10 protein-coding genes and 2 tRNA genes are annotated in these 24890 nt (G+C 61.4%); 6 read left to right on the top strand and 6 right to left on the bottom strand.

Annotated features, from left to right (window positions below; translation table 11 throughout):
• Positions 1 to 36: 36 nt before the first annotated feature.
• From H9S92_RS14935 to H9S92_RS14915, 5 genes are all read right to left on the bottom strand, one after another.
• Entirely contained in the window at positions 37 to 987 is a 951-nt protein-coding gene (locus H9S92_RS14935; protein WP_187467501.1) for a T9SS type A sorting domain-containing protein, read from the bottom strand.
• Positions 988 to 1006: 19 nt separating this feature from the next.
• Positions 1007 to 2746, bottom strand: a complete 1740-nt coding sequence (locus tag H9S92_RS14930; RefSeq protein ID WP_187467500.1) for a hypothetical protein — start codon at positions 2744 to 2746, stop codon at positions 1007 to 1009.
• A gap of 6 nt (positions 2747 to 2752) precedes the next feature.
• The gene (locus H9S92_RS14925) at positions 2753 to 4849 is read right to left on the bottom strand and encodes a fibronectin type III domain-containing protein (protein WP_187467499.1); all 2097 of its coding nucleotides are present in this window, start codon (positions 4847 to 4849) and stop codon (positions 2753 to 2755) included.
• Positions 4850 to 4961: 112 nt separating this feature from the next.
• Positions 4962 to 11612, bottom strand: coding sequence for a hypothetical protein (locus H9S92_RS14920; protein WP_187467498.1), 6651 nt, complete (start codon positions 11610 to 11612; stop codon positions 4962 to 4964).
• A gap of 223 nt (positions 11613 to 11835) precedes the next feature.
• The gene (locus H9S92_RS14915) at positions 11836 to 15753 is read right to left on the bottom strand and encodes a hybrid sensor histidine kinase/response regulator transcription factor (protein ID WP_187467497.1); all 3918 of its coding nucleotides are present in this window, start codon (positions 15751 to 15753) and stop codon (positions 11836 to 11838) included.
• 241 nt (positions 15754 to 15994) lie between these two features.
• Between H9S92_RS14915 and H9S92_RS14910 the strand changes: the two genes are divergently transcribed.
• Positions 15995 to 17017 carry an FAD:protein FMN transferase gene (locus H9S92_RS14910; protein WP_187467496.1) on the top strand — a complete coding sequence of 341 codons (1023 nt, stop codon included), beginning with the start codon at positions 15995 to 15997 and terminating at the stop codon, positions 17015 to 17017.
• A gap of 112 nt (positions 17018 to 17129) precedes the next feature.
• Here H9S92_RS14910 and H9S92_RS14905 read toward each other — a convergent pair whose 3' ends face one another.
• Positions 17130 to 19514, bottom strand: a complete 2385-nt coding sequence (locus H9S92_RS14905; RefSeq protein ID WP_187467495.1) for a GAF domain-containing protein — start codon at positions 19512 to 19514, stop codon at positions 17130 to 17132.
• 440 nt (positions 19515 to 19954) lie between these two features.
• On the opposite strand from H9S92_RS14905, the gene lon reads away from it, so the two are divergent.
• The 5 genes from lon (at position 19955) to H9S92_RS14880 (ending at position 24871) form a co-directional block, all read left to right on the top strand.
• Positions 19955 to 22342: an endopeptidase La gene (gene lon / locus H9S92_RS14900; protein WP_187467494.1), complete on the top strand. Its 2388-nt coding sequence runs from the start codon at positions 19955 to 19957 to the stop codon at positions 22340 to 22342.
• Between the two features lie 126 nt (positions 22343 to 22468).
• Positions 22469 to 23116, top strand: coding sequence for a carboxypeptidase-like regulatory domain-containing protein (locus tag H9S92_RS14895; RefSeq protein WP_187467493.1), 648 nt, complete (start codon positions 22469 to 22471; stop codon positions 23114 to 23116).
• 571 nt (positions 23117 to 23687) lie between these two features.
• On the top strand, positions 23688 to 24383 hold the full coding sequence (locus H9S92_RS14890) for a hypothetical protein (protein WP_187467492.1): 696 nt from the start codon (positions 23688 to 23690) through the stop codon (positions 24381 to 24383).
• A 192-nt stretch (positions 24384 to 24575) separates the two neighbouring features.
• Positions 24576 to 24650 (top strand) — tRNA-Glu (locus H9S92_RS14885).
• A gap of 146 nt (positions 24651 to 24796) precedes the next feature.
• Positions 24797 to 24871 (top strand) — tRNA-Glu (locus H9S92_RS14880).
• The last annotated feature ends 19 nt before the right edge of the window (positions 24872 to 24890 follow it).

The following is a 24890-nucleotide window of genomic DNA, read 5'->3' as shown; positions in this document are numbered from 1 at the left end:
CCCCTGGTCCTCCAAGTTTTTGCGCGGACCACTACCTTACCGCTTTATCCACCACCTGGACTCCCGCCCGGCCCGCAGCAGGTAGCGGCCTGGCCGGAGGTGTTGCACTGCCAACGGGGTTCCCGCCGCCAATTCCTGGCGCAAGATGAGGCGGCCCAGGGCATCGAATATTTCTACGGCTCCCCCGGCGAAGCCAGGCAGTTGTAACTCGTCTTGGGCGGGGTTGGGGAAGAGGGCGAGTCCGGCCGCAAGGTTTACCCCCACTACGCTGCTGTAAGCACTCCGCCCGTCCACATCGACCTGCCGTAGCCGGTAGAAGTTCTCCCCGGGCAGCGGGAAACGATCACGGAAGGAATAGCCCTGCTCCGTTTGGCTTTCCCCGGCACCTGCGACCGCGCCCAACTGCACGAAGCTCCGGCCATCAAGGCTCCTTTCCACCTCAAAGCGGTCGTTGTTTTCTTCGTTTTGGGTGAACCACTGCAACACCACCCCGTCTTTTTCCGTGGCGCGGGCGGTAAAGTCAGTAAACACTACGGGCAGGGACTGGTCGACGGTGATGAAGTACCGGAACTGGTCGGTGTCGTCGCGTTCGTTACTGTCCGTGGCCGTAAGGGTGAGCAGAGTGGTATAGTTGCCCGGTACGACCGGAGCGTTGAAAAAAACGGTGGCCAGGTCGGAGCCGCCTGGAAGCAAGGTGTTGCTGACCGGCGGAAACACCGGATTTCCCTGCTGGTCAGTAGCCCGAACTTCGGTGATGGTTGCGCTGCCATCATTCCGCCACTGGATGAACAGGGCAACTTCTGCGCCGGGGGCCACGGTGATGTCCTGGACCCCGTCCAGATTCCCGCAGTCGGGCTCCGCAATATCGCTCCGGCAATCTCCGTCTGGCGGAACGCCAATGCCCGCACTGGTGATGTTCACGACAACTCCCTGGGCGTAGAGCATTGACCCGCAAAGCAGGAAAAGGAGAAAATTGAGGGTACGCATGTTGGATGGATTTATGGGATTATTGATTGGCAGCATCCGCTGCTTTGTCTTTTCGTTTTACGGGGAAGCTCAGTCCGTAGCTCAGCGTCCCCCGCTGTTCGGTAAAGGAGAAGCCTGCCGAGCTGGTCCGCTCCAGCCAGGAGAAGCCAAAGTCGAAAGCGTGGAGTTTGCTGGCCTGCCAGGTGAGGTTCCCCCGCAGGGCATTGCTGAACCCGTCGGGTGTTCCGTCGACGCTGTTGCGGTTGTAGGTATTGGTGATGGCCACCTGGATTTTTTTGTTGGCCAGTTGCTGGCGCCAGCCCAGAGTGCCGCCGTAGCCCGTGGTCAGGCGGTCGGCCACGTCCACTTCACTGTAGTTGATGGCCGTGGTCAGGGTTGAAGTCTGGTTGGCCAGGCGAAGGCTGTAGTTGAGAGAGCTGAAGAGGGTCCTGAGGTCGTCGAAGCCCTCGCTCAAAGGGTTGTCATTGTTGGTGCGCTGGAGGTTGATGGTGGCTACGAAGGTGCCCAGGGCGCGGTTGGGGCCGCCCTTCCCGCTCAGGGTCCAGTTGGCTCCGTAGTTTTCGGTGGTGGAGGCGATGCGCAGCGTGTCGTTGAAGATGACGAGGGCGGAGGGGCGGTGGTCCTGGTTGAAGTTGGAGTAGTTGACGCCCAGGCTCCAGCGTTCCCGGCCCGCGAGGGTAGCGAAGAGGGAGCCAATGGTGCGCCGGCTGGTTTCCGCCCGCTGCTCATACAGGTTGTTGCGCTGCACGCCCAGGCTGCCCTGGAGCCGGAGCCGCTGCTGAAAAAGGCCGAAGCCGAGGCTGCCCCGGATGTTTTCCCAGTCGCCGTTGAGGAAGTAAGTCCCCATGCTCTCAAATCCCGGGTCAATGCGTTCGTAATCCAGACCGAGGTTGAAGGCCCGGGTGGCGTAGCTGGCCCCGCCTTTAATGGCCAGGCCAGACTGGGTAGAGAATTTGGGCGTAAAGAGGTAATCCAGGATCTGGCTGCCGCGGTATTCTTCCAGGGGGAAGGCTTCGGAGTTCTGGTTGCGGTTGTAACCACTGGCGGCGGCCTCCCCGTAAATGGTGAAGTTTTGGCCAATGCGCTGCCGCCAGTCAATGCCCAATACGAGGTTTTCGGCGGGCGCGGGCCGGGCGAGGCTATCGGGGAAGAGGACGTTCTGGTCGCGGTCTTCGGCCCGGAAGTAGATCACGTCGAAGTGGCTCGTCGCGTCGCCCCAGCCCACGCGCCCGCCCCAGGCGTAGCGGTTGTAGAGGGGCTGGCCGAAGAACAGGTCGATGTCTTCGGTAACCTCCCGCAGGCCTTGCCGGAGCCGGCCGTACATGCCGGCTACGCGGAGTTTGCCGGGGTTGAGTTCCACGCCGCCACCGAGGAAGGTGTGGTTATTGAGGGTGAAGTTGCTCAGCCGCATGTTCCGGTAGCCGGCGTGGACGGTCAGCCACTTGTAGCGGGGGCTGAGGCCGAACTGCCGGTAGATGGGGAAGTTGAGGTTGGGCCGCTGCCGACCGATGGCGAAGCTGATCGGGATATTGAATTCTTCGAGAATAGCGATGTTGATGCGGCCACTGGCGGAGAGTTGCAAAGGGGCGGCCCGCTCCTCAATACCCGTAACGTTGTAAAACTGGGTACCAAATCGCAGGCCGCCGGTCACCACGATCGGTTTGGCTTGGGCAATGCTTTCCAGATCCTGGGCCCGCAGGGAGGCCGTAAGGCAGAGCAGTAAAAGCCCGAGCAGGCAGGTATAGCGCGTAGGGGTCATGGGTGACTATCTTTTGGTGGGGCCAGCCAGGGAGCTCAGCGCCGAGCGGCCTCCGTCTTGGTAAATGATTTGGATGGCGAAGCTGGCGTCATTCTCCTGGGCGGGGATGGACCAGCTGCGGAGTTCGGCCGGGAGCTGGCGGTAGGGACGCAGGGCTTCGCCGGGGGACTGGCGGTACAGCTGGAAGCCGCCGATGCCCCGGCCCAGGGCCTGCCAGGTCATCGCTTCCTCATCCGTTCCCGGCACCTGCGTCCGCGCCCACGCACTGACGCCCTCCAGCGCCGTACCGGTGCCCGAAACGATGGTCACGCTGCGGGAGTCGGCGAAGAGCCTGGCCTCGTCGGACACCCGGATGAAGTACACGTAGGGCGTGCGCGCCACCGTGCTGGTGTCCACAAAAAGCGTATCGCTGCCGCCCAGGGCGCGGATGGGGCGGGGGGCAGCGTCGGGGCCACTGCGCCAGATTTCCTGCTGGACCACATCGGGGCTGCTACCCGGCCGCCACCGCAAAGTCACGCTGCTGCCCCGGGCCGCAAAATCGGTGATCACCGGAGCCGAAGGCGGCATCACGTCGGGCCGTTCCAGCTCCAGAATATCGGAGTAGGCCGAAGGATTGAAGTTGTTGTCGAGGGCCACCACCTGGTAGTAAATCTTTTCGTTGAGCACGCGCAGGCGCGTGGAGTCGAAGTAGTAATTCTGGTGCAGGATATCGGAGGTTACCTGCAGAAATTCCCGTTTCTTGGCGTGGCTCATGTACACGCGGTAGCCGTGCAGGTCGGGTTCCTCTCCGGGCTCCCACACGAGGAAGACGTTGCCCAGGGTGTCGATTTTTCCGGTCAGGCCCGTGGGTTTGGCCGGTGGTTCTTCGTCGTGCCAGAGGGCGATGGCCGGGGTGCTCATGGCGTAGTTGCCGGCCGTGTCGTAGGTGTATACCGCGTAGTAGTTGGCGCGGTGGGGCGTCGGTTCGGGGTCGGTAAATTCGGTGGCCAGGGGCGGTAAAACGCGGTCGTTGACGGGGGAGAAGGGACCTTTGTAATCCCAGCTGCGCACCACCACGTAGCCGCGCACGTCCGGGGGCGTTGCTTCGGGGAATTCCCAGGTGAGGCGAAAGCCGCCGCTGCCGTTATCGGTGGCCTTGAGGGAGTTGAGGCTGGGCGGCGGCGTCAGGTCAATGCCCTGGCCCACCGCAGCCATGGAAGGCTCGGCCAGCTCGCCGAAGGAGTTGATGCCCACGAGGCGGTAGTGGCGGCGAACGTAATTTTCGTCCAGTTTGATGTCGTGCTTAAAGTCGGTCTCGCCGTCCTGGGGCAGGGTTTTGAAGAGGGGGAACTCCTGGGTGCGGCGGAAGTTGCGGCCATCGTCGCTCACCTCCACGTGGTAGGCCACGTAGCGTTTGCGGTTGGGGTTAACGGGCCATTCCAGGGTGACTTTTTGGTCGCCCTCGCGGATGCTCAGGCCACTGACGGGGCCGAAGGCGAAGTTATCGGAACTGCGCACCCGCAGGGGCTCGGAGGTATAGCGGCTGCCCACCTGGTTTTTGCCGGGCACGGTACGCACGCGGTATTCGTAGGGGATGCCGGGGCGGAGTCCGCGGTCGGTCCAGCGCCACCCCAGGGCCGTGGCGGCCTGTGCGGAGAGGTCGGCGTTGACGGCGGCGAGGAAGAAGCGTTGGTCTTGCTCGTCGAGCTTCAGCCGCACCTCGCCCATCGGTCCGGCCGGGGGCGTGGCCGGGTATTCGGCGTCGCCGTGGAGCGCCTCGGCTACCGCCACGACGTGGACGTTATCCGTGTTCGTAAAATTGTTAAAATCATCCAGGGTGTAGGCAATCAGGCGGTCGGTCGTCACCGATTGCCAGGCGTCGGCCCCGGCGATGCGGCGTTCCAGCACCACGCCGTTGGCGCGCATTTCGCGCCACACGGTAAAATCGGTCGGGGCCCAGCGCAGGGTGATCGAGTCGCCGTAGGGGCGGGCCAGCAGCCGCAGCCCCGGGGGTGGGGGCAGCGTGTCGGCCGCGTTTTCTGTTTGCGCGGTCGCAGGTGCCGTGCAGGTAAGGAGGAGCAGGGTCAGGACCAGGCCCCGCCAAGCAGTGAACAGATTTTTCATTTTGTTGGTGTTGGGGGCCGGCGGCGGAAGCGTGATCAGGTTGGTAGATGGATCCTCCCCTGGTCACGCTCCGCTGCCAGCCGCGTCGTGGTGATGGTAAAAAAGGCGGGGCTTACTGGCCCTGGTTGAGCAGCGGCGTCTGGAAATTGAATTGTTTGCCGCCCAGGGTGAAGACCCCTTCCTGGGAAGAGCGGTAAGGGTAGGGGAAGTAATTCTCCCCGCCCATCTTGAAATAGGCCCGGATCTGCTTGTAGTACTGCAGGTAGAAGTCGTAAGGCGGGTCGAAGGTGTTGTAGTCAGGGTCGTTGGGAAGGGGGCCGGGAGGCTCGTCGCACTCAATGTTGAGGTTGAAGTGCGGACTGTTGGGAGACTCAAACGTTTCGCTCAGGATGGCCAGTTCCGTGACGCCTTCGTCCACCAGGCGGCGGAAGAGGATGTAGTCCTGGAAGGTCATCCACTCGGTGAAGTCGACCAGCGGGATGTAACTGGGCCCCGACTGGTAAATGCCCGGACCGCTCGGGAAATTTCCGCCGCCACCGCCGCTGCCCGGACCGCCCTGGATGCCCCCATTCAGTGTGATCTGGAAGTTAGGAATGACCGTTCCGAGGCCACCACCGCCGTTGGGCGGGGTGTTGTTGACCACCATGTTGTTGATGCTGAATCCACCGGGATTAGGAGGCGGGGGCAGGGCAGCGTTGATCTCTGCGGTGCTGAGATAAGTGTGGATTTCCTGGACGGCCACGCCATTCAAGCTGTTCGGCAAGTTGCCCGGGGCATGTTGCAGGAATTCGATGGTTGGGAGCTCGAACGCGTAGTTAACGGAACGGGAAACGGGCGGCAGCTCCCGGTTTCTCCGCGTGCCGAAGGGTGCTTCGTGGCGGTAACGGCGGTCATCTTCCAGATCCCATACGTTGGGTGAAGCCAGCTGGTAAGCAAACCATTTCCAGGGGTTGGGATTGCCCGTGTGGAGGATGGCATTGGGCTTGGGAAGGGCATTTTCGTAGTCCAGATACTCCACGTCCGGGTCGTAAAAAGTCTGGTTGCACCAGCTGTTGTCGCTGTAGTCAAACGGCGGTCGGAACAGGCCATTGCTGCCTTCGGTCATGAAAGTCTGGCTCCGCCAGTCTTCTTTTCCTTCGAAGGTGACGTAGGGGCTGTACTTCGTTACTTTAAACTGGCTGTGGTTGGCGCCGTCGGTGACGTTGAGCGCCCAGGTCCAGTACTGCGATTCAAAGCGGTCGAAGGGCTCTTCACTTTCCAGGAAAACGTAGAGCGTTTTGATCAACGCGCCATCGGGGTACTGGTGGAGGGGGTCGGTATCGAGGATGTGTTCCTGGAACTTTGGGTTGGCCAGGTTCTTGATGTCTACGTCGTTCATCTTCGCCGCCAGGGTCTTGTACTTCGAAGTTTTGAAGTAAAACTTCTGCTGCATCAGGGATTTAACGACCTGTTCGCCGACCTGCCCACGGTGCTTGAGGCGGCGGGAGGCGTACTTCAGGCCGTCCATGTTACCGCCCGGGTTGAGAAAATTGCCGGGTCCGGGCTGGATGCCACCGCCACCACCACCGTTGCCCTGGAGGTTGCCGGGGCCGGGCTGGACACCACCCCCTCCATTGCCCTGTAGGTTGCCGGGGTTGAGATTGGCGGGCGGATTCTGGGGAGACTGGAACTGGTTGTTCAGCCCCATTTGCTGGATGTTGCCGCCGTTGTTGTTCAGCACGGCCACCTGGAAGAGGCCCTGGTTTGGGTTGGGGGGCGGGGGCAGGGCCAGAATCTGAAGTTGGCCGCCACCACCACCCTGGCCGCTGATGCCCAGGTTTTCCATGACTACGTTGGTGTTGTCCTGGCTGTTCCCGGCGGGCGGGTTGTAGATGCGGACGACGTCGATTTCGTAAACCTTGTCGGGTTGCAGGTAGGCCTTGGGCAGGGCAAAGTTCAGCCCGCCGCCCGCCGCAGTGCTGATGCCGGTGGGGTTGACGTCGTGGTGGGTGCCCGCCGCCAGGTCTTTAAAACGAACTTTGTAGGAGTAAGTCCCCTGGTTGGAAAGCCCATCCTGCGGAGAAGGGGCGGAACGGAAGAGCTTGTTGGATTGCTCGTGCCAGAAGTTGAAATAGCCACTATTTCCGTGCTGGTCTTCCAGGAAGTAGCGCTGGCGGTGGAAGGGTACGGAATGGTCAATGCTGTTGGCCATGATGTAATCCGGTGCCTCACCCGTTTTGAAGGTGGACTTGTAGACTTGCTCATCGAAGTTCTCCACAACGTCGTTGGTATTGTTGGAACCGTAGCGCCGGCCACGCACCTTGATTTCGATCTCTACGTCGGCGTACTCGGGCAATTGCTCGGGCAGGTCGTAGGCACAGCTGTAGCCAGCGTTGTCGTACTGGGGAGCACCGGTTCCACCTGCGTGAACTTTCCAGCTTTCTCCCTGAACTTTGGTCCGGACCTTAAAAGAAGTAATCTGGTAGCCGTAGTAGCGGGTGATGGTCTCACCCGGTTCGTCAGACTCTTCTTCGATGGGGAAGGCTCCGCGGGGGAAGTTGAACGATACCTGGGGGTTGGTGAAGATGGACTGCAAGGTGGCCCCGTCGGCGGGGTCAAATTCCTCCACGATGGGGATGTCGTCGAAGACGTTGTTGCCGTCCAGGCTACAGACCACTTTCTTGCCGTGTTCGAACTGTACCTTCGTGTCGAACTTCACCAGGCCACCGAGGACTTCCCCGCGTAATGCGGCTTTCCCCCGCAACCATACGGGTTTGGGGCCCGCAAAATCGATGGCGGCCGCCGCTTCAATCTCTACGAAGGTGAACTTACGGGTCTTCCCGAAGAGCCGTCCTTCCACGGCCCCTTCGATGCCGAGGTAGGCGTAAGCCTGGCCCTTACCGTACCACTGGTTGATGCCAAACTCCGTCAGGCTGCATTCCTGGCCCTGTTTGTTCTCCATCAGTACGTCGAGGCCCATGAGGTACTCGATGTCCAGACGGAAGATGAGCACCTTGAAGCTGAGGTCGAAATAATTGATCATCCCGAAGGCGAAGCCCTTGGTGGTGGTCAGGACGGGGAGCAGTCCCTGGGTAGGAAGATTGTCGTTGTCCTGGGCAAAGATGTTCTGGATCTGCAGTGGCTTGGGTGGCAGGCCAGCGGGCAGGTCTGTACCCATCATGAAGTAGGAATTGATGCCGGTCTTGACGCTGGCCACGGAGAAATCAAAGCCTGCTTCAAACTTGATCCGGTTGGGGTCCGTCAGCGGGTCGGCGTGGCCGGGCGTCCAACGGCCCAGGTAGAAGTGCCAGTCGTCGGGGGAATAGTAGGCTTCCAGATTGACGTCCAGTTCGAGGAACTTCAGAATGTTGGCGTGGAGGCTGCCGCCGAAGGTGTACTCCTTGTCCTGAAAGTTCATAATCAGGTCGGCCCCGCCACTGATGAGGGCACCACCGTCGCGGTCGGCCATGTTTTGCATCACGTAGGCGTCGCCCGACATGTACATGCTGTTGACGTTGAAGTTCGGGCCAATGTCCATCCCGAATTCCAGGTCGGCGTTCATAGCCGTAGAGACGGGGAAGAGGCCAATGACGGCGCGGGCCATGAAGCCAAAGTTGCCTTGCAACGGTACGTAGGTGGCGCCGCTGCCGCCTTCACCCAGGGCGTTGCCCAGTTCGGGTACGTCCGGGACATCATTGATGGTCATGACCTGGTTTTCCGGAAACTGCCGTTGCATATTGGCGTAGAAGCCACCGCCCAGCCCGTAGAGCCCAAGTCCGGAGGGCCCCAGCGGGATGCCCGGGAACTTAGCCAGCGCATCAATCATGAAGTAACGGTAGCTGGGTTTTCTACCCACCATCAGCCGCATTTCCAGACCCACGTCGAGGGGGATGACCTCAATGTCCACCGCCCCGTCGAAGCCATCCCCGTAGGTAGGGTCGCCGTTGTAAAAGACGATGGAGCCTTCGATGTCAATAACGCCCATATCGGCGTCAATGGAAATCTGGTTGAGTTCGGTGCGGTCGTAGGTAAAACGTTTTTGGCCGCCGTCCCAGTCGCCAATGATGGTGAATGCGGTGCTGCCTTCGAAGCCATTGGCCATCTCGGTGAGTTTGAGCCCGAGGTCGAGTTGCAAGCCGATTTCGCTGCCGTTGAGGTTGAGGTCGACACCCTTGAGTTGCAGCGGGAAGGCCGCCAAGCCGCCCTGGAAGACGTCTTCCAGGTCTAAGCCAAATTCGCCGCTGAGCTGGGGTTGTCCCGCGCCGCCGGTGATGGTCAGGTCCTGGAATTCGATGCCCGGCAGCTCGAAGTCGCCCACCGCCGAGTTGGCCTGGTTGTCGGTCTTCGTCCAGCCAATGCTCAGCTGGCCGTGGAGGACGGCCTGCGGGAGGTAGGAATTGCCTTGCTTGGAAACACCGACGGAGGAGTTGCCCGCCAGCGACATTTCCGCCACCCACATATCAACGTTGATGGCCTGCCCCAGTTCCACGGCGAAGTTGAAGTCCCCTCCGCCACCAATCGGCGCGGTGAAGGCCAGTTCAGTACTGCTGATGGGCAGCTTGATTCTCCCCCCGAAGCTGGCACTTTCCACAGAGCTGCCGCGCACGTCAAGCCCCAGGTGGTCAATGGCCAGGGGCCAGTTGCCAACGTCGGCATTGTCCCCGAAAGAAAGGATGTTGCCATTAATGTCTACGTCCAGCCAGACGCCCTGCTGGTCGAGGATGATGTCCTGAATGTTTACTTCGGCGTCAATCCCGGAGGGGAAGCTGAATTCGAGGCCAGGGATGTAGACGCCCTGCCAGAGCTGTTCATTGCCCGCCAGGGGGTGGCTGGCCGGCAGGTCGAAGCCCGGAGGGGCGGCCACGGCGGAGTGGTCGTAGGCAATGGTACCCGGCAACAGCTGCAGGGCAAAGTCCTCCAGCCCGGGGATGGCCCACTCGTTTTGGTTGAGGGTGACGGTGGCCGTCCAATCCTGGTAGTCTTCCACCGTAGCGGTGAAGGATGCCGTCAGGGCCTGCCCGTTCGTATTGACGAGGGTTTGGTCGAAAGTCAGCCGGCCGCTGACGTTCAGGGAGGTGACGCCGTTTTCGCTCCAGTCGACGCTGGTGCCGTCCTCGCCGCCAAGGAAGGTGAGGTCCAGACCGTCGGAAAGGGCGAAGGTTTGGTCGCCACCCAACACCAGGGCTCCCCCCTGGCCGAGGTTGCCCTCGGTCAGGCAGATGCCTTTGCCGACGAAGAGCAGGCGGCGGTCACCCTGGGCCTCCGGCAGGTCTACCTGTACGTAGGCAGCCATCACGCCCCCGCCGGGGGTGAATTCCATGCCCGTCAGGATCAGGTCCATGCCCGCACCAGCAACGCCGGCGGGAAGGTTCAAAGCGGGGTGAATTCCGGGGTTTTGGGGGTTGAGCCAGTTGTTGGTATTGGCCACGTAATCCCGCAATTGCCCGGCGGTGCTCTCGGCCAGGTCGTTGGGGTTGAATGCTCCGTTGGAAAGGTCCTCGAAAAGGGAGTTGGGGATGAGGTTGCTGCCCGCCACGGCCCGTACCACATCGCCGTTGCCGTAGGCCTCCAGGTTGGTATTGACGTCGAGGCCAGTAAATTCAACGTTGACGTAGGTATTAAAGGCGGGTACCAGGATCCGGCCCGTCCCCGCAATGGGGGAAAAGCCTCCACCACTCAGGATCTCCAGCGGGAAACCACCAACGGAAATGGTCTGGCCAATGCCGATGGTGTTGGGGTAGGGCGTGGTAGTGGGTGGGGGCAGGGGCGGACAGTTGTACACGTAATTGGCCTGCTGGTTGCCCTGGTTGTTCAGGTTGCCGGGGCCGGGAACCACCCCGCCGCCGCCACCGCCACTGCCGTCATTGGGTGGAGCAATCACGATCGTGCCGTTGCCTCCGCCGAAGACGATGGGGGCGACGTACTGGAACTGATGGACCTGGCTTTGGCCCCCTTGAGCAAACAAAAGTTCTTCGTTCGGGTCATAAGCCGTCACCTGAATGGCGTAGTGCCGGCCGGGAATGAGCGGGGGGTAGCCCAGGTCGTAGGCCAGGGTGTTGGCCACCAGCTCATCGGTCTCAAACAGGGGCCGGGTAGCGGCCAGCAGGTAGGCGTCGGCGGGATTGTTCAAACCCAGGTCGTCCAGGTCGTAGAGCTCGAAGCGGTACCGGACCCGCCCGGGAATGCCCGTGGTCGACCACAAGAAGTTGATGAATTGGGGTTGCGTGCTCGTCACCTGCGCTCCGTCGCCGGGGTAAATGATCAACGGCGGTTCGTGCTGCTGCACGAAGAAGACATCACAGCCGAAGTTGTTGCTCAGGGGCTCGTTGGTGACGAAATCGCGGGCTTCCACGCACAAAGTGTAGGTGCCCTCCGGAATGGTCTCCGATTCAAAAAGGCGATCAAAACTGATGCCGGAGAGCTGGACGTCCGACTGGGCCGGCGTCCCAAAGATGGCCCGCAGATCGCGGTAGGTGAGGTTGACCGTCCCTCCACCCGGCACCACGATGGGCGAAAGGGGCTGAAAATCCGGCGAAAACCTTGCCCCCAGGCCCCGGTCAGACGTCAGGGTGGGAATGAGTTTTACCTCCCGGGTTTGGGTCGATACATTGGTCAGGATCACCCGGATGTCGGCGTTAAATTCCAGGTAGGCATCCCAGTAGGCCGGCGGCGGATTGGGCACGATGACACTGATGCGAACGGCCTGGGAATAGACGGAAAGGGAAAATGCAATAAAGAGGAGGGTCAGCGCCAGAAGGCGGAACCTGAATCGTTGGTGAATCATGGGTAACTAAAAGTAAAGAGTGAGTCTTGTCCACAGCCAAAAAGCAAGCCAAAGGTGGGGGAGACCCCGACGGGGAGGCTCGGACAAATTGCCCAGATCCTCGGACGTATTGCCCGCTGGCTGGCAGGCTTAGCAATGGCTGGCGGAAGGCCGCTGCCGGGGAGCAAGAGCCTGGCTGCCGGCTTTGCTTTTTATCCCCATCTCCCGCACCTGCGGCCGCGCCCTAATTGTTTTTCGCGGTTCCTTCGCGGTATTCCTTCGGGGATACGCCGTAGTGTTCGCGGAATTTGCGGCCGAAGTAGCTGGGGTCCTGGAAGCCGCAGGCGTAGGCTATGTCGCTGACCGGGTCGTTGCTGCTGCGCAAACGGCGGGCGGCGGCTTCCAGGCGGAACTGGTTGATGAGCCGGGAGGGGGAGAGGCCCAGGGTCGATTGCAATTTGCGCTGGAGCTGGCTGCGGCTCATGCCCAGGTGGCGTTCCAGGTCGGCCCCGCCCAGGCTGGCGTCGTCCAGGCGGGCCAGGATGAGTTGGCGGACCTCCTCCAGCCAGTCGGCTTCGGCGGGCGCGGGGCCGGGGCGGGCGGCGGGCACCAGCAATTGTTCCCGCAGGTGGGCAGCGGCCCGGTCGCGGAGGTGGAGCAGGTTGCGCAGCCGCAGGTGCAGTTCCCGTTCGTTGAAAGGCTTGGTGAGGTAGGCATCCGCTCCCCGTTCCAATCCCTCCAGGCGGTGTTCTTCGGCGGATTTGGCGGTGAGGAGCAAAACGGGCAGGTGGCTCGTGCGGCGGTCGGCCTTGAGGCGGGCGCAGAGTTGCAGGCCGTTCAACCTGGGCATCATCACGTCGCTCACCACCAGGTCGGGGATTTCCTGGAAGGCAATGTCCAGGCCCGCCGCCCCGTCACTGGCTACCAGGGTACGGTACTGGGCGGCGAGGCTCTCGCGGAGGTAGGCGGCCACCTCGGCCTGGTCTTCGACGATCAATACCAGGGGACGGTCGTGGGGGGGAGCAGGGACTTCCACTGCAGCGGCCACTTCGCTCACAGGGGGTGCAGCGGGCGGGCGCGCGGGCTGCCCGGCCGGGTGCAGCGGGAAATCAAGCTGGAAGGAGGTGCCTTCCCCCGGGCGGCTTTCCAGCGTGATTTTTCCCTGTAAAAGTTCGGTGAGCTCCCGCACCACCGCCAGGCCGATCCCCGTGCCACTGGCTTCCTTGCCCGGCACCCGGCCGAAGCGCTCAAAGATGGCTTCCTGGTAGGCCTCCGGAATGCCCTTGCCATTATCGGCCACGGTCACCGACCAGCGGCCGGGGTGGTGAACTAGGCTTACGGTAACGCGCCCGCCCGCGGGGGTGAATTTCAGGGCATTGCCCAGCAGGTTGGTCAGGATGCTTTCTACCTTGGGTTGATCGATCCAACAGTTGCCAATTTCTCCCTCTTCGGCTCCGTAGTACGTCAGGGTGATGCCCAGCTGCTGGGCTTCGTCCCGAAAGCCTTCGCTTAAGTCCGCCAGAAACTGGTCGAGGTCAGTAGGTTCAGGCTCCACCTCCAGCCGCCCTTCTTCGAGTTTGCGGAGGTCGAGCACCTGGTTGATGAGGGCGAGCAGGCGTTGGCCTTGGCGGACAATGCGCCGGGCTTCGCGGCCCAGCGTCGGGTCGGCCAACTCGGTCGCCCTGGCCCGCAGGCGTTTGGCGGGACCCAGGATCAGCGTCAGCGGCGTGCGGAACTCATGGGTAAGGTTGGTAAAGACGCGGGATTTGAACTCGTCCAGCGCCAGCAGCTGCTCGTGGCGCTGGCGCTCCAGCCGGCGGCGCAGGATGGAACGGCCAGCGAGCAAGAGCAGGAGAAAGAAAAACAGGGCCAGCCCGATCCGTACTTTTTTGATCTCGTACCAGTAGGGTGGCACCTCGATGGCCAGCGCCAGCGTCTTCGGGTTCCAGTTGCCCCGGCCGTCGTCGGAGCGGAGCTCAAGGCGCGTAACGCCCGGCGGAAGGTCCGAGATCGTCAGGCTACGGCCCGTACCCAGCGCTTGCCAGGCGTCGCTTTCCTCCGCCCGGCGGTAGGCGTAGCGGTAGGCCCCCTGGGCATCGTAGGCTAGGGCCGAGAAATTCAGCCGCAGTACCCGTTCCCCTTTCCTGAGGGCGAGGTAGTGATCGTCGGCCCGCTCTTCCGGCAGGTTTACGCGGTGGCCATTGGCGCTTACTTCGTGTACGACCAAGGGGGCAAAGCGGAGGTCCTGGCCCACGCTATCGGGGTGGAAGGTTACCAGTCCGTTGAAAGTGCCGAAGTACACCTGGCCGCCTGGTGCCACCAGCGCGGTGCGGTCGATGACGTGGGCTCCGGGTGGCAGCGGCAGACGAAGGCCCGCTCCTTGCCCTGGCCGGAAGCGGTGGATGAAAAGGTCGGTGCCGATCCAGAAGTCGCCCCGCTGGTCCAGGGCAAAAGAGCGCAACACCCCCGCCGGCAGGCCTTCGCGCTGGCCGAACCAGGTGGACGTTCCCGCGTCGGTGGCGATGCGTTGCAGGCCATTGCTACTCAGGGCCCACAGCGTTGTCTCGTCTTCCCAGCTGAATTGCAGGACCCGTCCGGAAGAGCCCAGTGCGTCCAGCCCCGGCGGCGTTGGTAAAAAGGTGAAAGTGCCGTCTGCGGGGTCAAAGTGGGCAATGCGCGCGCCGTAGTAGCCCCCGATGGCGAGCCACACCCGCCCGTCGGCCGCCGGCGCAACGGCCGTCACGACGGTCTTATCGAAGTCGGCCGGCAGAAAAAAGCGGGCTGCGTTGGCCGCCAGGTCGTAGCGCAGCAGGCCCGCTTCCGTACCGAGCCAGTAAATGCCGTCCTGCCGGAGGTCCTCGGCGATGCACGAGAGGCGGGTTTGGGTCATCGCGGGGGTGCCTACCGGGGGGAGCCAACGCCCGGCGCGGTAGCGGTAGAGGCCATCGTTGCCCCGGGGCAGCCAGGTGGTGCCGCTGCGGTCGGTGTAGATGTCGTTGAGGTCTTTATCAATCCAGTATTCGTTGAGGGGGAAGGGGGCGGCCTGGCTGGCGGTGCCGACGGCCGGACTGATGGTAAGCCCATCCAGGCGGCGGTAGGTGAGGAATTCGCCGGCGCTGCCCAGGCCCATCATCAGGAGTTGGTTGCTGGCGGGGTTGGCTGCGGGGTAGCGGTACCACTGCAGGCCGGCGGAGGTGCGGTAGCGGTTGAGGCCCCGGAATCCGCCAATCCACAGGTTACCCTGGGGGTCGGTTGCCAGGGCGCGGTTGTGGGCGTCTAGCAGGCCATTGCTGCCATCTTCGCGGGGCAGGAAGCGCCGGACCCCGCCAGCCGGATCGTAGCTGAAAAGGCCCAGTCCCCGCGTGGCGGCCCAGAGCCGCCCCTGGTAGACGCTGAGGTCTTTAACGAAGGCATTGCGCAAGGGGTGGTCAGCGGGGAAAACATTTTCGGCGCGGCCGGCCGCAACGTCAAGGCGGAAGAGCCCCTCCGAAGTGCCCGCGTAAATCTGGCCTCCGAAATGGACCAGGGCGTGGACGCCGGCAATGCGGTTCGGGCCAGCACAGGGGATGTGCACCGGCTCTCCCGCCGCGTCAATGCCCGTCACCGTAAAATTGTTGCCGCCCAGGATGCGGAAACCGGGCAAATCGGTGCGCAGGCAGTAGAATAAGGAGTCGGCCAGGTGCTCCACGGGCGCAAAGTCGTCGGTCGCCGCGCGGTATTCCCGCAGGCCGCGCAGGGTGGCCACCAGCAGTCCGTCCGGGCCGTAGGGCGCCACCGTCATGATGTCATCGTCGGGCAGCTGCTGCGGGTCGTCGGGCTTGGCGAAGTACCGCCGGAAGGTGCCACTGCGGCGCTCGTAGCGGTTGAGGCCCACCTTGGTGCCCACCCACAACTGCCCCGTGCCGTCTTCGCAGAGGTGGGAGACGAGGTCGTGGCTCAGGGCCAGGGAGTCGGTGAGGTCGGCTGGAAAAGGTACAAAGTCGTAGCCATCAAAGCGGTGCAGCCCCGAGTAGCCACCGCTCCAGAGGTAGCCCTGGCGGTCGACAAAAACATCATTCAAGGTCTGCCCGCCCAGGCCATCGTCGGAGGTGTAGGGCCAGAAATAAGTGTGCGGCAGCTGCGCACAAACCGGCAGCACCGCCAAAGCGAAGGCACTACACAACAATAATGTAGGGATGAACCTGCCGATTGAAAACATAAACGCAAAACCGCGCGGGAAGGCCCGGCAGCTGAAGATTGGTGGTGAAGTGGGAAGATACGGCAGTTCAGGCTTTTTTTTGGCGCGGACGCAGGTGCCGGGCCAGTTGGACGAGCGAGGGGAGGCTGCCGGCCCCTACCTTTGCCGCAAAGCAGCCCGTCCGCTCCCTTTCCCCGGGCAATCTCCCTCCCAAAGCCAAAAGACCATGCGTTTCTACCTTCCCCTGCTCCTCGTCCTTTTCTTTTGCACCTGCGACCGCGCCCCCGCAACGCAGGCCGAACCCACCGACACCACCCCCCAGGAAAGTCACCTCCTGACCGGCGAGGCGATGGGTTCCTACTACCGCGTGACTTACCTGGGCGACTCCCTGCCCGGCCTCCGCGCCCGCATCGATAGCCTGCTGACGGCCTACAACGCCGAACTTTCCGCCTGGGTGCCCACCAGCAAACTCAATGCCTTCAACCAAAGCGAAAGGGGCATCGATCTGGCCGGCACCCGCCACTTTATCCCTAACCTCGAACTGGCCCGCCGCGCCAGCGAAGCCACCGGCGGAGCCTACGACCCCACCGTTGCCCCCCTCGTCAGATTCTGGGGCTTCGGCACCGGTAAACCCCGGGAGAGCGCCAACTTCGACCCCGCCGAGGTAGACCGCCTGCGCCAACTGGTAGGCATGGACCGCATCCGCCTCGAAGGACAGTTTCTCCACAAAGAACCGGGGACGGAACTCGACCTCAACGCCAGCGCCAAAGGCTTCGGCGTCGATCTCCTCTCCCAACTCCTCACCAGCGCCGGAAGACCCGATCACCTCATCGACATCGGTGGCGAGATGCGCGGCGGCGGCACCAAAAACGGTAAGCCCTGGAACGTGGCCATCCGACTGCCCGACGAAGACCGCAGCAAAGTCTCTCAAGCCGGCACCCTCCCCCTGAGCAACGGCCGCGCCATCGCCACCTCCGGCAATTACCTGAGTTATTACACCGTCGACGGCGAAACCTTTAGCCACACCATCAACCCCAAAACGGGCCTGGTGGAACGCAATCGCCTGCTCAGCGCCAGCATTTTGGCCCCCGACTGCGCCACGGCCGACGCCTTCGCGACCGCCTGCATGGTCCTCGGCCCCGCAGCCGCCCTCGAACTGGTGGAGAACACCCCGGAATTGGACGGCTATTTCCTGGTCCGCGCCGAAGATGGGGGACTGGAAATTCGGAAGTCTTCGGGACTTAATTAACTCCAGGTTGGGGGTATGCAATGTAGCTATTCGCTGCTTTCAGAGGGTTAGATCGCAAGGGTATTTAGTTCGGTAGCGAGGTATTGTCCACTACAGAACTACAGAACTACCCCTACACCCGCACCCTAAAACGCAAAGCCCGCAGGCCATTGACCGATTGCAGGGGGTCCAGCACCCACTCTTCGATGTCGCCGTCGACGTAGCCGGCCTGGTGGAGGTAGTCGAGGTAGTCCATGTACTCCTGCCGGTCTTTATCGTGGAGGTAGACGATGCTCACCTGGTCGGCCAGCGTCAGCCGCTCCTGCCCCTGGCGGATGGTGGCCTTATCGATGCGCTTTTTCAGGATTTCGTAGCGGACGTTGTAGTCGCCGTCCACGTCGAAGTGCTTTTCGTCCATCCGGAACTTGATGTCCAGCGGATTGGTGTAGGCAAAGACGAGCTGGGCCGTCCGCAGCGGCATGGGCAGTTCTTCCGAGATTTTGCGGACCAGCCGGGTGGCTTCGCACAGGTCGATCAGCTGGGAGAGGCGGAGGTTGCGCAGGTGTACGTCGCTGAATTCCTGGTTTTTCAGGAGGCTTTGGCCAGCGTAGATCTCGTATTCTACGCCGTCGGTTTTGTACTTTTCGTAGTAGTGGGGGAGGGTAGCCTGGGCGGCTTGGTCGCGTTCGGAAAAGAAGTCGCTCAGGGCCCGGTTGAGTTGGGCTACGCTGTTTTCGTAGTCGCGGCGGACGCGGTAAAACAGGCCCAGGTCGGGGTCCAGTTTGGCGATGTAGCGATCGGCCAACTCCCGGAGTTTCGGCGCGTGGTTGGCCAGCTGCCTGACCAGGGGAGTAATGTGGCGCTGGATGAGTTCGCCGAAGCGAATCTCGTGGCTGTTGTCGAAATCTTCACTCTTGGTCACCAGCGAAGCATCGATGCGCAGCAACACCTGGTGGATGAGCGGGAAGTCGATCAATTCCAGGGCCTGGGTCAGGAAAAAGCGGCCGGCGCGGATGTTGTCCACCAGGTCCTGGTAAATGGCGGCGTTGCGCAGGCGGCTGCTGCCCACGATGTCGGCCTGGGCGTAGAGGGGATAGACGCCTTTGAAGACGATGGTCTCCGGCATGTCCGGCAGACCGGCGTCCTGGCGCTGGAGGATGTTGAACGCTGCCTCCGTAAAGCGCCACTCCACGCTGGCGTGCAGGCTCGTGTACTGCTCGCGCATGATGGCCTCGATGCGGTTATCGATGTATTCCCGGCTGCGCTCCACGGCGGTGCGGAAAAGGCCGCGGATTTCCCGGAACTTGATTTCCGTAAACGCATTGATGCCGAAGGGCTCCGGTGAGCCAAGTTCCACCAGCCCGATAACGGCCTTGCGCTGGTCGAGCAAGGGGGCCAGCAGAATGCTCCGGAAGCCCTCCTTGAGCAGGAGTTTTTCCAGCTTGGTGGGGTTGGGCAAGGCCGTGAGGTCTTCGATGATCATCACCTCCCGGCTCCGGAAGGCCCGGTCGTAAATGCTGCCCCGGAAGGCTTCGCTGGTCAGCTTCCGGACGTGGTCGCAGAGGAAGTTGAAGCGGATGCGGTACTCGTGGTCTACGTCGCGGTCGATGGGGTAATCGACGGCCGTGAGCCCCAACTGGAGGTCCTTGTTCTTGAAGTGGATGCGCACCAGGTCAGCCAGCTCCCGCACCCGCTCAATGTCCAGGATGGCGTCCCGGCTGATGAGGCGATGCTTGAGGCGGCTGAGGGCTTCCTCTTCGGTAACTTCAATGAGGTGGGCAATGTGAAGGCCCTGGAAAGCAAATTTATCGGCGGGCAGGTACTCCAGCCACAGGTCGGTATCGGAGATGTTGTGCAGCAGGCGCTGGATTTGTTCCTGGCTTAACTTGGGCAGCGGGCCCTTCGCTACCACCTCAATGAAGTCTTCGTTCATCGTCGGTTTGTAGTAGCGGCTCAACCCGGTGACGCGGTCGGGCACGGTCAGCATCGCCGAGGGCGTCATCTCTACGTCGATGCCGTAAAAGCGTTTCAGGATGACGCAGCCGACGGCCACCTGGTGGCGCGAAACCACATCCTGGTAGCGGTTATTGAAGGAATAACAGGCCTGGTCTACGGCCATGAGCCGCTCCATCGCGGGGCTCACGTAGAGGGGCTGGAACTGAAAGGGCTTACTGAATTTATAGAGTTCCTTCTCCCGGTCGTTGGGCGGAATGATGAACAGCATCAGGAAGTCGAAAATCTCTTTATGGGCCGCCAGCAGGGCGTAATCCAGCGGCGGCTGGCGTAGTTCGGGCACCTTGGCCACACGGCGCATCACCTCCCTGGCCAGAAAGCGGATGCCGGCGTCTTTGCTCTTGGTCATCTGCTCCACGTGGCGAAAAACGAGCTCCAGCGACAGCACGCTTTCGTAGGGAATGCCGAACAGATCGGTCCCCGCATTACTCTCCACCGCGTCCGGAAAAACCACCGGGATGTCGGCCAGATTCGTCGAAGAACTTAGCGTAATTTCTAGTTCCATTTCCCATGAACGTTTTGTTGGGGCAGAAAGATGGTCGGGGCACGCCGTTTCGCCCGGCTTTTTCGTTTCGGGCGCGGCCGCAGGTGCGGTGTCTGCGTAAACAAGAGCAGGGCCTGGACCCCAAAAGCCTGCCGATCCGGAAAAAGGAGGCAAATGGGTGGCGGATTGGCTAACTTTGGCACGATTCTTGTTAAGAACCTCCGCGCGCTGTTGCGCGTTATACCCCTGATGGTGTGGGTGGGATTAGCAAACTGATCAGCGTTTTAGCCCGGCGAGGCTTTCCGTGCGCCAGTTTGGCTAAGTCTGCGGACCGCAAGTTGGCCGTACGACCGCAGCAAAGCGCAGCCTGCGCTGCATTCCCACGCTTTTAACCTAAGGGAGTATGCCTACCTTTACCGCCCCAACATGACCCCGTGAGCCGACCGAAGATCACCATAAAGATGGACAAACAAGGATACGACGAAGAAGCCGATCTATTTCCCTTCATTGGCACCGATGAGGGTGAAGAAGACCTGTTCTCCGGCGATCTTCCCACCAGCGTCTCCATGCTGGCCCTGAAGAACTCCGTCCTTTTCCCTTCCATCGTCATCCCCATCAACATCGGTCGCGACCGCTCCATCAAGGCCATTAATAAGGCCTCGGAAACGGATAAGTGGGTGGCCGTATTTGCCCAGCGCGACCTGAAGGTGGAAGAGCCCGAGGGCAAAGACCTCTACGAAATCGGCACGCTGGCCAAAATCCTCAAAATGCTGCGGATGCCCGACGGCAGTCTTACCGCCGTATTGCGGGGCCGGCAGCGCATCCGCCGTACCCGCATCACCCAGGATATTCCCTACCTGGAAGGGGAAATCGAACTGCTTTCTTACCTCCCGCCTTCCGACCCCCTGACCTTTCAGGCGACGATGGACAGCGTACGCGACAATGCCCGCCGGGTGGTTGAACTCAACCCCAACATCCCCACCGAGGCGCAAGTGATGCTCGATAACATCGAGGAGCCCCGCCAACTGCTCAACTTCATCGCCAGCAACCTCAACGGCGAACTCAGCGTCAAGCAGGAACTGCTGGAAACGGCCGACCTGGGCGTCAAAGCCAGCCGCGTACTGGAAGAACTCAACCGCGAACTGCACATCCTCGAAATCCGCGACCAGATCGAAAACAAGACCCGCGGAGACATCGAAGAGCAGCAACGCCAGTACTTCCTCAATCAGCAGATGAAGGCCATCCAGGAAGAACTCGGCGACAACCCCAACAAGGCCGAGATCGACCGCCTGGAGAGCCGCTCGGCCGAAAAAGACTGGCCCGAAGAGGTCGCCACCGTCTTTAAGCGCGAACTGGGACGGCTCCGGCGCATGAACCCCCAGGTGGCCGAGTACAGCATCCAGATCTCTTACCTGGAAACCCTCCTGGACCTGCCCTGGAACGAAACGACCGAAGACAACTTCGACCTCAAGGCCGTTGCCAAGGTGCTGGACAACGACCACTACGGACTGGAAAAGGTCAAAGACCGCATCCTGAGCCACCTGGCCGTTTTGAAGCTCAAGGGCGACATGAAAGCCCCCATCCTCCTCCTGCTCGGCCCTCCCGGCGTCGGCAAAACAAGCTTGGGCAAAAGCGTGGCCGACGCACTCGGGCGCAAGTACATCCGGATGAGCCTGGGTGGCCTGCACGACGAAAGTGAGATCCGCGGCCACCGCAAGACCTACATCGGTGCCATGCCCGGCCGCATCGTGCAGTCGCTGGCGAAAGTCAAATCCTCCAACCCCGTTTTCATCCTCGATGAGATCGACAAAGTGGCCCAGGGACACCGTGGTGACCCCTCCAGCGCCCTGCTCGAGGTGCTGGACCCCGAGCAAAACAACACCTTCCACGACAATTACCTGGACCTCGACCTCGACCTGAGCAAGGTGATGTTCATCGCCACGGCCAACAGCTTTGGCGACATCCAGCCGCCGCTCCGCGACCGGATGGAGATCATCAACCTCTCCGGTTACTCCGCCGAGGAGAAGCTGGAAATTGCCAAACGCCACCTGGTGCCCCGGCAGCGGGAAGACCACGGCCTGAAGCCCCGGCAGGTGAAAATCGGCTTGCCCACCCTACGGGCCGTCATCGAAGGCTACACCCGCGAGAGCGGGGTACGCAGCCTCAACCGGCAGATCGGGGGCCTGATGCGCCACGCTGCCAAGCAGATTGCGATGGAGGACGCCGACGTAGTGACGATTCAACCCGAAGACCTGGAAAGCATTCTCGGGCCTCTCCTCTTCGAGCGCGAAGCTTACCGCACCGCCCAGCAACCCGGCATTGCGGTGGGCCTGGCCTGGACGCAGGTCGGCGGCGAAATCCTCTACGTGGAGGCCAGCCTCAGCCCCGGCAAGGGCGGACTCGTGCAAACGGGCAACCTTGGCAACGTGATGAAGGAAAGTGCGGTAACGGCCCTTTCCTACCTCAAAGCCAACGCCGAACGCCTGGGCCTCGATACGGAAGTGCTGCGGGAAAAAGAGCTGCACGTCCACGTCCCCGAAGGCGCTACGCCCAAGGATGGTCCCAGTGCCGGGGTGACGATGCTGACGGCCATGGCCAGCGTGTACAGCGGCCGGCCCGTGAAGCCCTACCTGGCAATGTCAGGGGAAATCACCCTGCGCGGGCGGGTCTTGCCCGTGGGTGGCGTGAAGGAAAAACTGCTGGCCGCGCGCCGGGCCGGGATGAAAGAAATCATCCTGAGCCAGCTCAACGAGAAGAACGTCCGCGAAATTGAAGCCCGCTACCTCAAGGGCCTCAAAATCCGCTTCGTTGAAACGATGGAAGAGGTGCTCAACATCGCGCTTCAGTAAGGGCCCCGCACCCTGGCCTTTTGCCGTGGCGGCGCCAAAATCCCCAAGAATGCGTTAACATTGGGCTGGCTTCCCAACCGTTTGGGGCTGTTCCTTGTCTATTGTCCGGAAGAAATACCCCGCATTATGAAATACTTCGTCCTCGTCTGTGCCCTCTTCGTCTCCGTCACCACGCTGCGTGCGCAGTTGGTGGACCAAAATGGCGACCGGCTGGTGCAGTTTTCCGGGATGGTGCTCGATGGCTCCAACAACCAGTTGCTGCCCATCCCCTACGCCACCGTCCTCATTAAAAGCGACGGCCGGGGTACCTACGCCAACCTGGAAGGCTTTTTCAGCATCGTCACCCACACGGGCGATACCGTCATCTTCAGTGCCCTGGGCTACGACCCGGCCGTTTACGTCGTGCCCGATACGCTGAAGGACGATAAGTACAGCATCGTGCAGCTGATGACCAAGAACGACATTGACCTGCCGACGGCCATCGTCTTCCCCTGGCCCAGCCGCGAACACTTTAAGCTGGAGTTTCTGGCCATGGACGTTACGCCCGAGTTGCAGCAAATTGCCTCGGCCAACCTGAGCGCGGATAAACTGGAGAAACTGCGGGAGACCGTCCCCGCCTCCGGTGCCGAAAACGCCAGCTACTACCTGCGGCAACAGGCCCGGCAGACTTACTACATCGGGCAGCGGCCGCCGATGAACATCTTCAGCCCCGTGGCTTGGAAGCAGTTCTTCGACGGCTGGAAGCGGGGGGACTTTAAGAAGAAGGACCAGTAGGTTTCTTTGAGCTTCGCTCTTTCTTTTGAACCACTAAGAACACGAAGAGGTACTAAGAAAAAGCACATAGACAAACCTTAGTGCAACGCAGTGCCCTTGATGCTTTAGTGGTAGGCTGTCTAATCTAATGGGTTTAACCCGTGCGCGCTTTAGGGGCCTGGACCGCCTAGGTTGAGACCCTCTGGGTCGATCCAGCTAATCACGGTGCCCCCCTAGGTTGAGACCCTCTGGGTCGATCCAGCTAATCACGGTGCCCCCCTAGGTTGAGACCCTCTGTGTCGATCCAGCTAAGTACATTGGCGTATTCTCCTACGACCCAGAGGGTCTCAACCTAGGCAGTCTAACGCGCGTACGGGCTCACCCCAATTAATTAGACAGACTAGCTTTAGTGGTTTAAGACGGCGCAGCGCAGCTGGGCCCAAAGTTGGTCTTAGTGCCTCTTCGTGTACTTAGTGGTTTAAGACGGCGCAGCGCAGCTGGGCCCAAGCCAAATCCGGGGAATATCGACGGGAGCGACGATTCCGGGGACTTACGGTACAACTATCCTCCCCGCCAGCTAGTTATTGAGGGTATGAAAACTCCCGAGCAAAAGGAGCCTTGGAATCCTACCCTGCTGATTTTCATTGCCGTTTACTTAATGGCAGTGGTTTTCCTGTTGCGCGTTGCTCCGCGCGTAGCCATTCTGATGTTCCTGCTGGGCGCACTGGGTGGGGTGGCCTGGGCCGCCTGGGAAGGCCGGCGGCGTTGGCTGGGGGCTCGCCTGGCCCGCAAGGAGGAGCGCACTTTTGCGGGCCGGGTGAGCAAGCGCCTGCGGGAGTGTTTGGCCCAGGAGGAACGCTTCCGCTCGGAGGCGGAATCCATCCGCGAGAGCACCCGGGCCCTGCGCGAAGACCTGGAAAAGAGCGGGAACGCCGGTGCCGACGAGATTGCCCGGGGCGAGCAATTGATCCGCGACTTTGAAGCAGAGTTCAACCTCCGCCATGCGAAAGCCGCCTTCTTTGCCGACTGCGCCAAGCGGCTCCGGGAATTGCTCGACCGCCACCGCCTGCACGAAAGCATCGCCGCCCGCCGCAAAGAACTCGAAGCACTGCGCAGCACCAACTTCGACGACGAAGCCAGCCTGGAAGAAACCCGTTACCACCTGGAGCAAGACAGCATCCAGCTGGATACCATCGCGGAACTGAGCCGGGACGTAGCCATCAGCTACAAAGCCGAGCAAGCCGAAGAGCTCCGCGCCCGCCTGGAAAAACTCCGGACCTCCCTCTAAGCGGAGCAGCAACTTTCCTCCTTCGTAAAAAGTTATGCGGATAGTTGTCAGTTTGCAACCTGACTTACTATCTTTGCGCTCGCTTTGGGCCAGAACGCTGGCTACGGGGCAGATTCGCTCACTTAAATTGTGCTTCCCGGTACTTCCGGTCGCTCTTAAGTCGCTCATCTTCCCAATTACAAAGTGCCCAATGGCCCGTTCGTCTATCGGTTAGGACGCCAGGTTTTCATCCTGGTAAGAGGGGTTCGATTCCCCTACGGGCTACCAAATTCGCGCAGCGAATTTGATGTACCATTTACCATTGATGATGTACAATTTTGAATTGCCCGGCTGGCATTGTTACCGCAAGGAACTGATGCAACGACGGCAATTTTCAATCGTAAATCCTAAATGGTAAATTGTAAATCCTCTTTGGCCCGTTCGTCTATCGGTTAGGACGCCAGGTTTTCATCCTGGTAAGAGGGGTTCGATTCCCCTACGGGCTACCAAATTCGCGCAGCGAATTTG

The organism is Neolewinella lacunae (assembly GCF_014349155.1).
In the GTDB taxonomy this organism is placed as follows: domain Bacteria; phylum Bacteroidota; class Bacteroidia; order Chitinophagales; family Saprospiraceae; genus Neolewinella; species Neolewinella lacunae.
Note: the sequence above shows the minus strand (reverse complement) of the source record. Positions and strands in the feature narration are given on the sequence as shown.

What these genes read in the sequence shown, in the direction of transcription:
- H9S92_RS14935 (WP_187467501.1), bottom strand. Translation starts at nt 987, where the DNA reads ATGCGTACCCTCAATTTTCTCCTTTTCCTGCTTTGCGGGTCAATGCTC.
- H9S92_RS14930 (WP_187467500.1), bottom strand. Translation starts at nt 2,746, where the DNA reads ATGACCCCTACGCGCTATACCTGCCTGCTCGGGCTTTTACTGCTCTGC.
- H9S92_RS14925 (WP_187467499.1), bottom strand. Translation starts at nt 4,849, where the DNA reads ATGAAAAATCTGTTCACTGCTTGGCGGGGCCTGGTCCTGACCCTGCTC.
- H9S92_RS14920 (WP_187467498.1), bottom strand. Translation starts at nt 11,612, where the DNA reads ATGATTCACCAACGATTCAGGTTCCGCCTTCTGGCGCTGACCCTCCTC.
- H9S92_RS14910 (WP_187467496.1), top strand. Translation starts at nt 15,995, where the DNA reads ATGCGTTTCTACCTTCCCCTGCTCCTCGTCCTTTTCTTTTGCACCTGC.
- H9S92_RS14905 (WP_187467495.1), bottom strand. Translation starts at nt 19,514, where the DNA reads ATGGAACTAGAAATTACGCTAAGTTCTTCGACGAATCTGGCCGACATC.
- lon (WP_187467494.1), top strand. Translation starts at nt 19,955, where the DNA reads ATGGACAAACAAGGATACGACGAAGAAGCCGATCTATTTCCCTTCATT.
- H9S92_RS14895 (WP_187467493.1), top strand. Translation starts at nt 22,469, where the DNA reads ATGAAATACTTCGTCCTCGTCTGTGCCCTCTTCGTCTCCGTCACCACG.
- H9S92_RS14890 (WP_187467492.1), top strand. Translation starts at nt 23,688, where the DNA reads ATGAAAACTCCCGAGCAAAAGGAGCCTTGGAATCCTACCCTGCTGATT.